The 13667-nt window shown below is 68.0% G+C and carries 11 protein-coding genes; 7 read left to right on the top strand and 4 right to left on the bottom strand.

Annotated elements, in window-relative coordinates; genetic code table 11:
• Nucleotides 1-226: 226 nt before the first annotated feature.
• Nucleotides 227-2257 (bottom strand): NADPH-dependent 2,4-dienoyl-CoA reductase, encoded by a 2031-nt coding sequence (locus IB227_RS05390; RefSeq protein ID WP_192286578.1) that lies wholly within the window; start codon nt 2255-2257, stop codon nt 227-229.
• Between the two features lie 252 nt (nt 2258-2509).
• Here IB227_RS05390 and IB227_RS05385 point away from each other — a divergent pair, with 252 nt between their 5' ends.
• Complete coding sequence (locus tag IB227_RS05385; protein WP_192286577.1) at nt 2510-4489, top strand: LTA synthase family protein; 1980 nt, start codon at nt 2510-2512, stop codon at nt 4487-4489.
• A gap of 40 nt (nt 4490-4529) precedes the next feature.
• Here the strand turns inward: IB227_RS05385 and IB227_RS05380 are convergent, their stop codons facing one another.
• Nucleotides 4530-5150 (bottom strand): hypothetical protein, encoded by a 621-nt coding sequence (locus IB227_RS05380; RefSeq protein ID WP_192286576.1) that lies wholly within the window; start codon nt 5148-5150, stop codon nt 4530-4532.
• A 101-nt stretch (nt 5151-5251) separates the two neighbouring features.
• Nucleotides 5252-6277, bottom strand: a complete 1026-nt coding sequence (locus tag IB227_RS05375; protein ID WP_192286575.1) for a zinc-binding alcohol dehydrogenase family protein — start codon at nt 6275-6277, stop codon at nt 5252-5254.
• Between the two features lie 383 nt (nt 6278-6660).
• On the opposite strand from IB227_RS05375, the gene IB227_RS05370 reads away from it, so the two are divergent.
• The 4 genes from IB227_RS05370 to IB227_RS05355 all read left to right on the top strand — a co-directional run bounded on the left by IB227_RS05370 (nt 6661) and on the right by IB227_RS05355 (nt 9660).
• On the top strand, nt 6661-7764 hold the full coding sequence (locus IB227_RS05370; protein ID WP_192286574.1) for an OmpA family protein: 1104 nt from the start codon (nt 6661-6663) through the stop codon (nt 7762-7764).
• Nucleotides 7765-7944: 180 nt separating this feature from the next.
• On the top strand, nt 7945-8448 hold the full coding sequence (locus IB227_RS05365) for a hypothetical protein (protein ID WP_192286573.1): 504 nt from the start codon (nt 7945-7947) through the stop codon (nt 8446-8448).
• 27 nt (nt 8449-8475) lie between these two features.
• A complete protein-coding gene (locus IB227_RS05360) occupies nt 8476-9288 on the top strand; it encodes a pseudouridine synthase (RefSeq protein ID WP_192286572.1) in 813 nt (270 codons plus the stop codon).
• 84 nt (nt 9289-9372) lie between these two features.
• Nucleotides 9373-9660 (top strand): hypothetical protein, encoded by a 288-nt coding sequence (locus IB227_RS05355; RefSeq protein ID WP_132862539.1) that lies wholly within the window; start codon nt 9373-9375, stop codon nt 9658-9660.
• A gap of 148 nt (nt 9661-9808) precedes the next feature.
• Here IB227_RS05355 and kbl read toward each other — a convergent pair whose 3' ends face one another.
• Complete coding sequence (gene kbl / locus IB227_RS05350) at nt 9809-11023, bottom strand: glycine C-acetyltransferase (RefSeq protein WP_192286571.1); 1215 nt, start codon at nt 11021-11023, stop codon at nt 9809-9811.
• Nucleotides 11024-11088: 65 nt separating this feature from the next.
• Between kbl and IB227_RS05345 the strand changes: the two genes are divergently transcribed.
• Entirely contained in the window at nt 11089-12615 is a 1527-nt protein-coding gene (locus IB227_RS05345) for a porin (protein ID WP_225591595.1), read from the top strand.
• Nucleotides 12616-12627: 12 nt separating this feature from the next.
• Complete coding sequence (locus tag IB227_RS05340; RefSeq protein ID WP_318639523.1) at nt 12628-13650, top strand: sulfate ABC transporter substrate-binding protein; 1023 nt, start codon at nt 12628-12630, stop codon at nt 13648-13650.
• The last annotated feature ends 17 nt before the right edge of the window (nt 13651-13667 follow it).

Here is a 13667-nt window from a genome sequence, read left to right as displayed (position 1 = left end):
TGAGCGAGAAGTGCGCGCAAGGTAGGGGGGTGATCCCAAACTTTTCCTGAATGCGGATTCTTGACATTCAGGTTTGTTGCAGGGGCCGGAACCGGACGGCAGGACCGTTTTCGACCCCGCCGCCCGGGCCGTGACTGTGCTTTGCATCACGGAAAGGACGGCAGTGCGTGCCGCGCAGGTCGGTGACGCGGCGCCGCCGGGCGGGTTGCCCGGCGTGCAAGGCCCCTCAGAGTGCCGCGGCCAACCGGCTGCCCTGGTCGATGGCCCGCTTGGCGTCCAGTTCGGCGGCGACGTCGGCACCGCCAATGATGTGGACGCTGCGGCCCTGCGCCTGCAGCTCGGCGGCCAGGCTGCGCTGCGGCTCCTGGCCGGCGCAGACCACCACGGTGCCCACGTCCAGCAATTGCTCCTGGCCATCCACGCGGATGCGCAGGCCGTGGTCGTCCACGCCCAGGTACTCGACCCCGCCCAGCATCTGCACACCCTTGGCCTTGAGCGTGGCGCGGTGGATCCAGCCGGTGGTCTTGCCCAGGCGCGCGCCGGGCTTGCCCGGGCTGCGCTGCAGCAGCCAGACCTTGCGGGCCGGCGCTTCGGGCTGCGGGCGGGTGAGCGCGCCCCGGTTGCTGAAGCTCGGGTCCACGCCCCATTCGGCCATCCAGCGTGCCGGGTCCAGCGCCGGCGAAGGGCCTTCGTGGACCAGGAATTCGCCGACGTCGAAGCCGATGCCGCCGGCGCCGATGATCGCCACCTTGTCGGCGGCGTGGACCCGGCCCAGCAGCACGTCCAGGTAGCTCACCACCATCGGGTGGTCGGCACCGGGGAAGTCCACCCGGCGCGGCAGGATGCCGGTGGCGACCACGACCTCGTCGAAGCCGGCCAGCGTGGCGGCGTCGGCGCGGGTGTCCAGGCGCACGTCCACGCCGGTGTCGGCCAGGCGATGGCGGAAATAGCGCAGGGTCTCGTGGAACTCTTCCTTGCCCGGGATGCGCTTGGCGACATTGAACTGCCCGCCGATCTCGTCGGCGGCATCGAACAGGGTGACCTGGTGGCCACGCTCGGCCGCGACCGTGGCGCAGGCCAGGCCGGCCGGGCCGGCGCCGACCACCGCTACCCGCTTGGGCGCGGGGGTCGGGCGGTAGACGAGTTCAGTCTCGTGCGCGGCGCGCGGGTTGACCAGGCAGGTAGCGCGCTTGTTGACGAAGATGTGGTCCAGGCAGGCCTGGTTGCAGGCGATGCAGGTATTGATGGTCTCCGGTTTCCCGGCACGGGCCTTGGCCGGCCAGTGCGGGTCGGCCAGCAACGGGCGTGCCAGCGAGACCATGTCGGCGTGGCCATCGGCCAGCACCCGTTCGGCCACGTCCGGCATGTTGATGCGGTTGACCGCCACCACCGGCACGTTGACGTGCGGACGCAGCTTGGCGGTCACGCCGGTGAACGCCGCGCGCGGCACCGAAGTGGCGATGGTCGGAACCCGCGCCTCGTGCCAGCCGATGCCGGAGTTGATGATCGTGGCCCCGGCCGCTTCGATGGCCTTGGCCTGCAGCAGGATCTCTTCCCAGTTGCTGCCGTCCTCGACCAGGTCCAGCAGCGATAACCGGTAGATGATGATGAAGTCCGGGCCGCAGGCCTCGCGGATCCGGCGCACGATCTCCACGGCAAAGCGCATGCGCTTGCTGGCGTCGCCGCCCCAGGCATCGCTGCGCTTGTTGGTGCGCGGGGCGATGAACTCGTTGATCAGGTAGCCCTCCGAGCCCATCACCTCCACGCCGTCGTAGCCGGCCTCGCGGGCCAACCGGGCGGCGCGGGCGTAGCTGGCGATCTGGCGGTCCACGCCCCAACTGCTCAGCGCGCGCGGGGTGAACGGGTTGATCGGTGCCTTCAGCTTCGAGGGGGCCACCTGCAACGGATGGTAGGCGTAGCGGCCGGCATGCAGCAGCTGCAGGCAGATCTTGGCGCCGTGCGCGTGGACTGCCGCGGTGACCGGGCGGTGCCGGCCCACTTCCCAGGGCCAGGACAGCTTGCTGCCGAACGGCGCCAGCCAGCCGGCGATGTTCGGTGAAAAGCCGCCGGTGACCAGCAGCGCCGCACCGCCGGCCGCGCGCTCGCCGAAATAGGCGGCCAGCTTGGGGAAGTCGCGGCTGTGGTCCTCCAGGCCGGTATGCATCGAGCCCATCAGGATGCGGTTGCGGAGCTGGGTGAAGCCCAGGTCCAGCGGTGCGAACAGGTGCGGATAGGCGGTGTCGGTGGCTGGCGTCATCTTGGATACGCTTGCGTACGGAATGCCCCCATTCTGAGGGGCAAGGCCGCCTTTTCTCAATCCTCGCTCTGGCACCCCGCCGGAACCGCTGGCGGGGAAGGCGCCCCGCCTAGCAAATGGTTGTTGCCAACGGATTACAATCCGTGCCGGCCGGCCGGGTTCCAGCGCTGGCAGGACAGGGGCGTCATTATTTTGAATACACAGATTTCTTCGCCCGCAGGGGCGAGGTTGTTCCCGCGCTTGTGGCTGCTGGTGGCAGGGATTGCCATGTTCGGTGCGGTGGCGCGGGTCTCGATGTGGCTGGCCTATGCCGGCGCGGGCCGGGGCAGCGAGCTGCTGTGGCCGGTGCTGTGGCAGGGCATGCGCTATGACCTGGTGGCCGGCGCGGTGTCCGCGCTGCTGGTGGCCCTGCTGGCCGCACCGCTGTGGTTGTCGGGCCGGCGCGAGCAGGCGGTGCGCTGCGCGCAATGGCTGCTGGTCGCGATCCTGCTGCTGTTCGCGCTACTGTCCATCTGCGAGCACTTCTACTACGCCTTCTACAAGACGCGGTTCGACCCGATCGTCTTCGGCATGTTCGAGGACGATACCGGGGCGATCCTGCAGACCGTCTGGGACGACTACCCGGTCGTCCCCGGCGTGCTGGCCCTGCTGGTTGCCGGCCTCGCGCTGGGCTGGCTGGTACCGCGGCTGGGGCAATGGCTGGGCCTGCGCTGGCCGGCCGGGTCCGGTGGCTGGGGCAAGGCCGCCGTGCTGGTCGTGCAGTGCGTGCTGTTGCTGCTGCTGGCGCGCGGTTCGGTGGGGACCTTCCCGCTGGTGCGTCGCGACGTCACCGTCTCGGCCGACCCGTTCGTCAATGCGCTGGTGCTCAACGCGCCGCTGACGCTCTACCGCGCCGCACGCGTGCGCGCCAAGGAAACCGACGTCGGCACCGACCCGCTGGTCGGCGTGCACCGGCTCGGGTTCGCCAGCCTGCAGGAAGCGGCCCACGCCGCGGGCCTGCCTTCCGGTGAACCGGGCCATGTACGGGCCGCGCTGTTCCCGACCGCACCCGGTACGCCGCGCACGCTGTCCCGCTCGCCGCACGTGGTGGTCGGGTTGCTGGAGTCGTTCGGCCAGGACCTGTTGTACAGCGACGGCCCCGGCAACGACATGCTGGGACGCCTGCGTGGCGAGCTCGCCCATGGCTACCGTTTCGACAACTTCATCGCCGGCCAGAACGGCACTCACCCGGAACTGGAGAACCTGCTGCTCGGGTCGCCGATCACGCCGCTGACCGTCGGCCGCAACGCACGCATCACCTTCGACAGTTCCGCCGCGTTGCCGTTCAAGCGCGCCGGCTACCGCACCGCCTTCGTCTACGGCGGTGGCAGCGACTGGCGTGAGATCGGCACCACGTTCACCCGCCAGGGCTTCGACCGCGTCTACGACGCGCGTGACATCCGCCAGCAGTTCCCCAAGGCCGATGGCACCGAGTGGGGCCTGTATGACGCCTGGCTGTTCCGTTTCGCCCAGGCGCTGCTGGCCAAGGCCGATGCCGATGGCGAGCGGCTGTTCCTGGTGTTGCTGACCACCAGCAACCACCCGCCGTTCCAACTGGACACCGCGCACCGCGCGCTGCCGCAGGATCCGGCGGCACTGGGCCCGCGCGCGCTGCCCGACACCGCCGAGCTGCGGCGCATGCTGACCACCTACCAGTACCAGGCCGACGAGTTCGGCGCGTTCCTGCAGACGTTGCGGGAAAGCCCGCTCGGCGAGCGCACCATCATCGCCGCGGCCGGCGACCACAACCTGCGGACCCACTACCGCTACGACCTGCCGGCCGAGCAGGTCGACGTGGACCGCGTGTTCGCCTGGCTGCGGGTGCCGCAGGCCTTCGCTCCCGCGGGCAGCGTGCCCGATACCCGCGCCTTCGCCGGGCATGCCGACCTGATCCCGACCGTGGTGTCGCTGGCGTTGCCGGGGCAGTCGTACTTCGCCACCGGTCGCAACCTGTGGGGCGCCGCCGGGGACGGCGGCGATGCACTGGCCCAGTTCGATCGCCTGTACACCCCGCAGGGCGTGCTGTGGCCGCTCGCCACCCCCCAATTGCATGCGTGGAAGGACGCCCGTCACCTGGCCGTCGAAGGCGTCGCACCGGACGCGGCGACCGCGGCCCGCGCACGCCGCGTCGCTGCCGGGGTGGCATTGCGCGATTGGTACATCCGCGACCAGGTGCTGCAGAAGCGGCGCTGAGGTCCGGTGTGTTGCCTTGGGCAATACCGCGCGAACGGGCTCAGGCCCGGCGGCCGTCCGCGGCAGGGGACAGCGCGCGCTGGCGATCGAACAGCGGCAGGGTCAGCCCGCACAAGGGGCCGATGAACACGGCGAAGGCCAGCGTGCCCCAGCCGACGTTGCCGCCCAGCCACCACCCCAGCAGCAGCGCGCTGGCTTCTATCAGGGTGCGCACTTTCCAGATCGGCCAGCCGGTACGTGCATGCAACCCGGTCATCAGGCCGTCGCGCGGGCCCGGACCGAATCGGGCGCCGATGTAGAGGCCGGTGGCCAGCGCCATCAGCAGCAGGCCGGCGGCGAACAGCAGGACCTGCCAGACCAGGCCACTGGCCGGCGGCAGCAGGTTCAGGCCGAGCTGCGCGCTGGGGCCGATCAACAGGACGTTGAGTACCGTGCCCAGCCCGGGGCGTTGGCGCAGTGGCAGCCACATCAGCAGCACCGCCACGCCGATCAGGTTGGTGACCCAGCCGAACGACAACCCGCTGCGCAGGGAAACGCCTTGGCTGAGCACGTCCCACGGGGCGATGCCGATGCTGGCACGGATCATCAGCGCCGAGGCGATGCCGAACAGGAACAGCCCGAGCAGCAGTTGCAGCAGGCGGGGAAAGAACAGGCGGGGCATGGACGTCGACCAGTGGCGGGCCGCCGCGCGTGCGACGGCCCTGCAGGAAGGGAGGCGGCATCGTCCGGCGACACCGCCTGGCAGGCTGCAACGCGGCGGGGTCAGTCCCAGCCTTCCAGCGCCAGTTTGCCGATGGTGCGGCCGGACTCGAGCTGCTGGTGCGCCTGGCGCAGGTTCCGGGCGTTGATGCTGCCGAGCCGCCCGGTCAGCGTGGTGCGCAGTTCGCCGGCATCGATCAGGCTGGCAGCGCGGGTCAGGATGCGGTGCTGCTCGATCATGTCGGCGGTGCGGAAGCGGGCACGGGCGAACATCATTTCCCAGTGGATGCCGATGCACTTGGCCTTGTAGGGGTCGCCGATGCGCAACGCGCCGGACGGCTCGACGATCAGGCCGACATGACCCTGCGGCGCCAGCAGCTCGCCGAGCTGCTGCCAGTACAGGTCGGTGTCGGCCAGGTTCAGTGCCGCATCCACCTGGGTGATGCCCAGTGCCTGCAGTTGCGGGGCCAGCGGCTGGCGATGGTCGATTACATGTTCGGCCCCCATCAGCCGGCACCACTGCACGCTGGCCTCGCGCGAGGCGGTCGCCACCACGGTGAAGCCGGCATGCCGGCCCAGCTGGATCGCGATCGAGCCGACGCCGCCGGCACCGGCGATCACCAGCAGGGTCCTGCCGGCATTGCGGCGGCCATCCAGCTGGAACGGCATGCGCTGGAACAGCAGCTCCCAGGCGGTCAGGGTGGTCAGCGGCAGCGCGGCGGCTTCGGCGAAGTCCAGCGTGGTGGGTTTGCGCCCGACCAGGCGTTCGTCCACCAGCTGCAGTTGCGCGTCGCAGCCGGGGCGGGTCACGTCACCGGCGTAGTACACCTCGTCGCCGACCTCGAACGCGGTGACCTCCGGGCCGACCGCGACCACCATGCCGGCGGCGTCAAAGCCCAGGATGCGGGCCGGGCTTTCCTCACCGGCTTTGGGGGCGCGCAGCTTGGTGTCCACCGGATTGACCGATACCGCCTGTACCTGGACCAGGATGTCCTGTCCCTGTGGGCTGGCAGGTGGGTCCACGGACAGGTCCTGCAGCGAATCGGGATCTTCGATGGGCAGGTAACGGGTCAGGCCGATCGCTTTCATGCGGGAAAGTTCCGTTGCAGGGGGGATCGCCGGATCATACTCAGCAAACGGTTCAGCTGGCGGTAACTGCGACGGCATCCCAGTATTTTCACGGGCTTAACGGACGAAATTGACCGCATTGCAGCAAAAAGCCGGGAAACCCTGCTGTGTCAGGCTCTTGCACGGGTTGATGAAGCTGTATACGGTGCGCTCAGCCGGACACGTAGAGGTCTGGTGGTCGCGCAATTTGTTATATGACCGTTAACATCGCCTTCACGGCCCAGCGCATAATGTGCACCGCGATGGCGTGCGGAAACGGCCGTCTCTGAACGCGACGAACGATATCGCTGTGCTGGACCATGCCTCTACCGGTTTCATACCCCCGAAACAAGGAGCTGTATTTCATGAACAAGAAGATCCTTACCGCCGCACTGCTCGGTGGTCTGGCTTTCGCCCAGGCCGCTTCGGCCCAGGAATTCGACGACCGCTGGTACCTGACCGGTTCGGCCGGCTTCAACTTCCAGGACGGCGATCGCGGCACCAACGATGCCCCGTTCGCCACGCTGGGCCTGGGTAAGTTCATCAGCCCGAACTGGTCGCTGGACGGTGAGCTGAACTACCAGAACCCGAACTTCGACAAGAACCAGGACCAGAACTGGTCGCAGTACGGCGTCTCGCTGGACCTGCGTCGCCACTTCATCCAGGAAGGCCGTGGCTGGAACCCGTACCTGCTGGCAGGCCTGGGCTACCAGAAGTCTGAAGAAGAGTACCTGACCCAGGCCGGCAACCTGCTGGACCGCAAGGACGGCAACCTGGCCGCCAAGGTCGGCGTCGGTCTGCAGACCACCTTCGAAAAGCGTGTTGCCGTTCGTGCCGAACTGGCCTACCGCGCTGACTTCGACGACAAGAGCATCGCTCCGTCGCTGGCTGGCGACGACCAGGATTGGTTCGGCGACGTGCTGGCTTCGGTCGGCGTCGTGATCCCGCTGGGCCCGGCCCCGGTTGCCGCTGTTGCTCCGGCACCGGCTCCGGTTGCTCCGAGCTGCGCTGACCTGGATGACGACGGTGACGGCGTCAACAACTGCGACGACAAGTGCCCGAACTCGCAGCCGGGTCAGACCATCGGTCCGGACGGTTGCCCGGTGCCGGTCTCCATCGACCTGAAGGGCGTGAACTTCGACTTCGACAAGGCCACCCTGCGTCCGGACGCTGTTGCGATCCTGAGCGAGGCCACCGAGATCCTGAAGCGTTACCCGGATCTGCGCGTTGAAGTTGCCGGTCACACCGACTCGAAGGGTACCGACGCTTACAACCAGAAGCTGTCCGAGCGCCGCGCCAAGGCCGTGTATGACTACCTGACCACCAACGGTGTGTCGGCTTCGCGTCTGCAGGGCCCGATCGGCTACGGCGAGAGCCGTCCGATTGCTCCGAACACCAATGCTGATGGTTCGGACAACCCGGAAGGTCGCGCCAAGAACCGCCGCACCGAGCTGAACGTCCAGAACTGATCGGACGCTTCACTTGATGCAATGCAAGGCCCGGCGAAAGCCGGGCCTTGTTTTTTTGCGCCGGCACCGTGCATGGCATGACGTGGATCGCAGTCAGCCGCAGACAGCTGCACGTAGCGGTTGAAAGCGGTGCGGGGGCTGCCTACACTCGCCGCGTTCTCTTCGCTAATGGAATTGCTGATGCTGCGTATCGCCCTGGCTGGTCTCGTCGTGCTGGCCGCTGTGCCGGCCGCCCACGCAGCAGTGGATTGCTCGGCGCCGTCGATGCAGCCCGCTCCGCTGCCGGCCACGGTGATCGCCCCGGTTGCCTCGGAGCTGTACGTGCGCCCGGGCCAGCTGGGCATGCCGTCCGGCGTGCTGAGTTCGGCCGGTGGCGAGGAGCAGTCGCTGGACCGCGTGCTGATGCGCCTGCGCGTGGAAAGCTGCAACAACGTCGCCAGCGCGATCCCGGCCCGCCCGGCGATCAATGCCAATGACCCGGCCGCCTACAAGCCGCAGACCGAGTTCGACAACACGCCGTGGCGCTTTGACATGAGCCAGAACGGCAAGCGCATGACCGCCGAGGAGTTCGATGCCTGGATGAAGGCGCGTGGCGTGCGCGTGGTCAAGGCGCGCCCGGCCCCGGATGCGGCCGCCACCGCCGAGGCGGCACCGGCAGCGCAGCCGGCCACCGAAACCAAGTAAGGACGAAGGCGCCGTGCGCCGCTGCTGATGCGTCCGCGCAAGCCCACGTCTTCCCCGAACGCCCGCCCGGCCAAGCCAGGCGGGCGTTTGCATTCGGCCAAGGGCGCCGCGGCGACGCAGGTGCGGCACGGACTGGCGCGGGTGCTGTCCAAGGCCGGGGTGTGCTCGCGCAGCGAAGCGGCCCGGCGCGTGCTGGAGGGGCGGGTGAGCGTGGATGGGCGCCTGGTGCGCGACCCGGAGTTCCCCGTGGTTGCCGGACGCCACGTGGTGCTGCTCGATGGCCAGCCGCTGGTGGCGGAAAGGCGCATCTACATCGCCCTGAACAAACCGCGCGGCCTGGTGACCACAGTGCAGGACGAGCAGGGCAGGCAGACGGTATACCAGTGCTTCGACGGGGCGGGCTTGCCGTGGTTGGCGCCGGTCGGGCGCTTGGACAAGGCCAGTGAAGGGCTGCTGTTCTTCAGCAATGACCCGGAGTGGGCCGCGCGCCTGACCGACCCGGCGACGGGGCCGTTGAAGACCTATCGCGTGCAGATCGACGGCGTGCCGGATGCGGCGCAGCTGGCACGCATGCACGAAGGGATCGACGATGCCGGTGAACACCTTGCCGCGCATTCGGTGCAGGTGCTGCAGCAGGGCGGACGCAATGCCTGGCTGGAAGTGGTGCTCGACGAGGGCCGCAACCGGCATATCCGCCGGCTGCTCAAGGTGCTGGGCTTCGACGTGCTGCGGTTGATGCGGGTGGCGATCGGCCCGGTGCAGCTGGGGACGCTGGGCAAGGGGCAGTGGCGGGAACTGGATGCCGCGGAGCTGAATGCGCTACGCGCACCTTGCGGCTGATTTATTCCATAGAATTCAGTGAAATAGCTGGATTTGTTGGAGTGATGGATTAGACTGGCCCTCAGTTTTCCAGAGGTGATGGTCATGCAAGCTCTTATCCGCGTATCCGGAGTGTCGGTGTTGATGGGTTCGTTGGCGGCGATGGTGGGTTGCGCGTCGTCGGGCAAGCCGGTGGCACAGGTCGAGGAAAAGCCGATCACGGTGACCGTGCAGGAACCGACCGCCGAAAAGGATGCCTTGGGCAATTACCGGTTCCTGATGCAGCAGGGTGAGAACAGGATGAGCGCCGACCAGTTCGACGCCTGGATGAAGGCCAACGGCATCCGCGTGGCCAAGGGCGCGCCAGCGGCGGACGCGGCGGCCAAGAACTGATGCAGGTGAGGGCCTGGTGTGATGGGCCAGGCCTGGCAGGCGATGCCCGGGCAAATCGGTAAGGCGCCAGCGGAACCCGGCGCCGCGCCAGCAGAAAAAAAACAGGCGCCCTGGGGCGCCTGTTTTCGTTTGTCGCGGTGGGGCTGGATCAACCCTTGATCACGCCCAGTTCCTTGCCGATGCGGGTGAAGGCATCGATCGCGCGATCCAGGTGGGCGCGGCTGTGCGCGGCGCTGATCTGGGTGCGGATGCGCGCCTGGCCCTTCGGCACCACCGGGAAGAAGAAGCCGATCGCGTAGATGCCTTCCTCGAGCAGGCGCTGCGCGAACTTCTGCGCCAGCGGCGCGTCGTACAGCATCACCGGGCTGATCGGATGCACGCCCGGCTTCACGTCGAAACCGGCGGCGGTCATCCTTTCACGGAAATACGCGGTGTTCTCGCGCAGAGTGGCACGCAGGTCGTCGGCGGCGGCCAGCATCTGGAAGGCCTTGATGCCGGCGGCCACCACGTGCGGCGGCAGCGAGTTGGAGAACAGGTACGGGCGCGAGCGCTGGCGCAGCAGTTCGACCACTTCGGCGCTGGCGCAGGTGAAGCCACCCAGTGCACCGCCCATGGCCTTGCCGAGGGTGCCGGTGATGATGTCGATCTTGTCGAGCACGCCCTTCACCTCGGCCGAGCCACGGCCGGTGTCGCCGAGGAAGCCGGTGGCGTGGCATTCGTCGATGTGCGCCAGCGCGTTGTACTTCTTGGCCAGCGCGGTGATTTCATCGAGCGGGGCGATGAAGCCGTCCATCGAGAACACGCCGTCGGTGGTGATCAGCTTGGTCTTGCAACCCGCAGCGTCGGCGGCCTGCAGCTGGGCTTCCAGGTCGGCCATGTCGCAGTTGGCGTAGCGGAAGCGCTTGGCCTTGCACAGGCGCACGCCGTCGATGATCGAGGCGTGGTTGAGCGCGTCGGAGATGATCGCGTCGTTCTCGCCCAGCAGCGGTTCGAACAGGCCGCCGTTGGCGTCGAAGCAGGCGGCGTAGAGGATGGTGTCGTCCTTGCCGAAGAACTCGGCGATCTGCTTCTCCAGCTGCTTGTGCAGGTCCTGGGTGCCGCAGATGAAGCGCACCGAGGCCATGCCGAAGCCGTGCGTGTCCAGCGCATCCTTGGCCGCCTGGATCAGGTCCGGGTGGTCGGCCAGGCCCAGGTAGTTGTTGGCGCAGAAGTTCAGCACGCTGCGGCCATCGTCCAGGGTGATTTCGGCCGACTGCGGGCTGGTGATGATGCGTTCGGACTTGAACAGCCCCTGCGCGCGGATGGTGTCCAGTTCCTCGGCGTAGTGCCGGGTGAGCGGGGAGGTGTTCGCGGTTGCGGTCATGGCAGGGTCTTGCGGTGGAAAGGAACGCCGATTTTACCGGCACCGGGGTGAGCGCGGCGGGCGTCATGCGCGATGGCTATAAGCGCCGCGCCGGAAGTCATTTCTCCCCGGACGTGTGCGCCCGCAGCATCAGCAGCCTGCCCAATGCCCGCCAGGAGCCGTCGATGACCGCGCCACGCCCCCTGTTCACCCTGCCGACCAGGAAGCTGTTGTCCCTCAGCCTGGCCCTGGCGGTGTGTGGGGCCTGGTCATCGGCACAGGCGCAGCAGTTGACGGTCGAGCAACTGCAGCAGCGTCTGGAACGTCTGGAGCGTCTGGCCGGGGTGTCCGACGGCACGCCGGCCGAAGGTGCCGGTCTGGCCGATCTGGACCAGCGTCTGCGCATCATCGAGCGCCGTCTGGAACTGCAGGAAGAGGAACGCGTGGCCGCAGCCAAGGCCGCGCCGAAGATCACCGTCGACCAGAAGGGGGCTTCGTTCAAGTCCGGCGATGGCAACTACGAACTGAAGCTGCGCGGCCTGCTGCAGGGCGATGCCCGCGTGTTCGTCGGCAACAGCAGTCAGAACGACACCTTCCTGCTGCGTACCGCACGACCGACCTTGGAAGGTTCGCTGGGCAAGCGGGTGGCTTATCGCTTCACCCCGGAGTTCGCCGGAGACAGCGCCACCATCGTGGATGCCTATGCGGATCTGCGGTTCGATCCGGCCTACACGGTACGGGTGGGCAAGTTCACCTCGCCGGTCGGGCTGGAACGCCTGCAGTCGTCGGCCGCGTTGGTGGACGTCGAGCGGGCGCTGGTCAGCGAGCTGGCGCCCAACCGTGACCTGGGCGTGCAGCTGCAGGGTGAGCTGGGCAAGGGCCGCTTCAGTTACGCGGTGGGCGTGTTCAACGGCACGGTCGATGGCCGTGATGCGGTGACCAGCAACCCGGACGATGATTTCGAGTATGCCGGTCGCGTGTTCTTCGAGCCGCTCAAGGGCACGGACAGCGCGTGGGCAGGGCTGGGCTTCGGCCTGGGGGCCAGCGCCGGGCAGAAGCATGGCAGCGGCAACAACTTCCTGCCGCGCTACCGCTCGCCCGGCCAGGCGACGTTCTTCAACTACCGCAGCGCGGTGATCGCCGACGGCGACACGCTGCGCTGGTCGCCGCAGGGGTGGTTCTACCGCAATGGCTTCGGCCTGCAGGCCGAGTACATTGCCTCGCGGCAGGAAGTGGCGCGGGATGCACGGCGCACGGCGTTGGAACACCGCGCCTGGCAGGCCACGGCCAGCTACGTGCTGAGCGGCGAGGACGCCAGCTACCGCGGAGTGACACCGTCGCGCCCGTTTGGCGTCAACGGCGGGCGGGGTGCGTTCGAACTCACCGCGCGCTATGGCGAACTGGAGATCGACGAGGCGGCATTCCCGTTCTACGCCGATCCCGCTACCTCGGCCTCGCACATCCGCGCCTGGACGGTGGGGGCGAACTGGTACCTGACGCCGAACCTCAAGCTGGCCACCAACTACCTGCAGAGCCGCTTCGATGCCACTGCCGGCGCCGCACGGCTGCCGGATGAAAAAGCCGTTTTCTCGCGCCTGCAAGTTTCCTTCTGACGGAGAGCCTTCGTGAAGCATTCCTTCCTCCCCCGCATCGGCGTGGCCACGCTGGCCCTGCTGTTGACCCTCGGAGCCGGCACCGCCGTCGCGCGTGACGTGCAGTTGCTCAACGTTTCCTACGACCCCACCCGCGAGCTGTACCGTGATTTCAATGCCGCCTTCGCCAAGCACTGGAAGGAAACCAAGGGCGACACCGTCAGCATCGAAACCTCGCATGGCGGCTCGGGCAAGCAGGCGCGTGCGGTGATCGATGGCATCGAGGCCGACGTGGTGACGCTGGCCCTGGCCTATGACGTCGATGCGATCGCCGACAAGGCCAAGCTGCTGCCGGCGAACTGGGAAAGCCGCCTGCCGGACAACAGCGCGCCGTACACCTCCACGATCGTGTTCCTGGTGCGCAAGGGCAATCCGAAGGGCATCCGCGATTGGCCGGACCTGCTGCGCAGCGGCGTGTCGGTGGTGACGCCGAACCCGAAGACCTCCGGCGGCGCGCGCTGGAACTACCTGGCCGCCTGGGCCTACGCCGACCATATCTTCAAGGGCGACCGCGACAAGGTGCTGAACTACATGCGCGCGTTGTTCCGCAACGTGCCGGTGCTCGATACCGGCGCGCGCGGCGCGACCACCACGTTCGTGCAGCGCGGCATCGGCGACGTGCTGCTGGCCTGGGAGAACGAGGCCTTCCTGGCGCAGGAAGAACTGGGCCCGGACAAGTTCGAGATCGTGGTGCCGCGCCAGTCGATCCTGGCCGAACCGTCGGTGGCGCTGGTGGACCGCAACGTCGACCGGCATGGCACCCGCGAGGTGGCGCAGGCCTACCTGCAGTACCTGTATTCGCCGGAAGGGCAGCGCATCGCCGCCCGCCATTACTACCGGCCGCGCAACCCGCAGTACGCCGCGCCGGCCGACATCGCGCGCTTCCCGCAGGTGCAGCTGGTCACCATCCGCCAGGCGTTCGGCTCCTGGGAACGGGCACAGGCCGAGCACTTCGCCGACGGTGGCCTGTTCGACCAGATCCAGGCGAGCAAGTAAGCGGTGGCCGCAAGCGC

This window comes from Stenotrophomonas sp. STM01, assembly GCF_014852135.1.
Lineage (GTDB): Bacteria > Pseudomonadota > Gammaproteobacteria > Xanthomonadales > Xanthomonadaceae > Stenotrophomonas > Stenotrophomonas capsici.
This window is presented reverse-complemented; position numbering and strand designations above follow the sequence as displayed.

Bases quoted from the DNA above. Each gene is read 5' to 3' on its own strand.
- IB227_RS05390 (WP_192286578.1), bottom strand. From the start codon at position 2,257: ATGACGCCAGCCACCGACACCGCCTATCCGCACCTGTTCGCACCGCTG.
- IB227_RS05380 (WP_192286576.1), bottom strand. From the start codon at position 5,150: ATGCCCCGCCTGTTCTTTCCCCGCCTGCTGCAACTGCTGCTCGGGCTG.
- IB227_RS05375 (WP_192286575.1), bottom strand. From the start codon at position 6,277: ATGAAAGCGATCGGCCTGACCCGTTACCTGCCCATCGAAGATCCCGAT.
- IB227_RS05370 (WP_192286574.1), top strand. From the start codon at position 6,661: ATGAACAAGAAGATCCTTACCGCCGCACTGCTCGGTGGTCTGGCTTTC.
- IB227_RS05365 (WP_192286573.1), top strand. From the start codon at position 7,945: ATGCTGCGTATCGCCCTGGCTGGTCTCGTCGTGCTGGCCGCTGTGCCG.
- IB227_RS05360 (WP_192286572.1), top strand. From the start codon at position 8,476: ATGCGTCCGCGCAAGCCCACGTCTTCCCCGAACGCCCGCCCGGCCAAG.
- IB227_RS05355 (WP_132862539.1), top strand. From the start codon at position 9,373: ATGCAAGCTCTTATCCGCGTATCCGGAGTGTCGGTGTTGATGGGTTCG.
- kbl (WP_192286571.1), bottom strand. From the start codon at position 11,023: ATGACCGCAACCGCGAACACCTCCCCGCTCACCCGGCACTACGCCGAG.
- IB227_RS05345 (WP_225591595.1), top strand. From the start codon at position 11,089: ATGCGCGATGGCTATAAGCGCCGCGCCGGAAGTCATTTCTCCCCGGAC.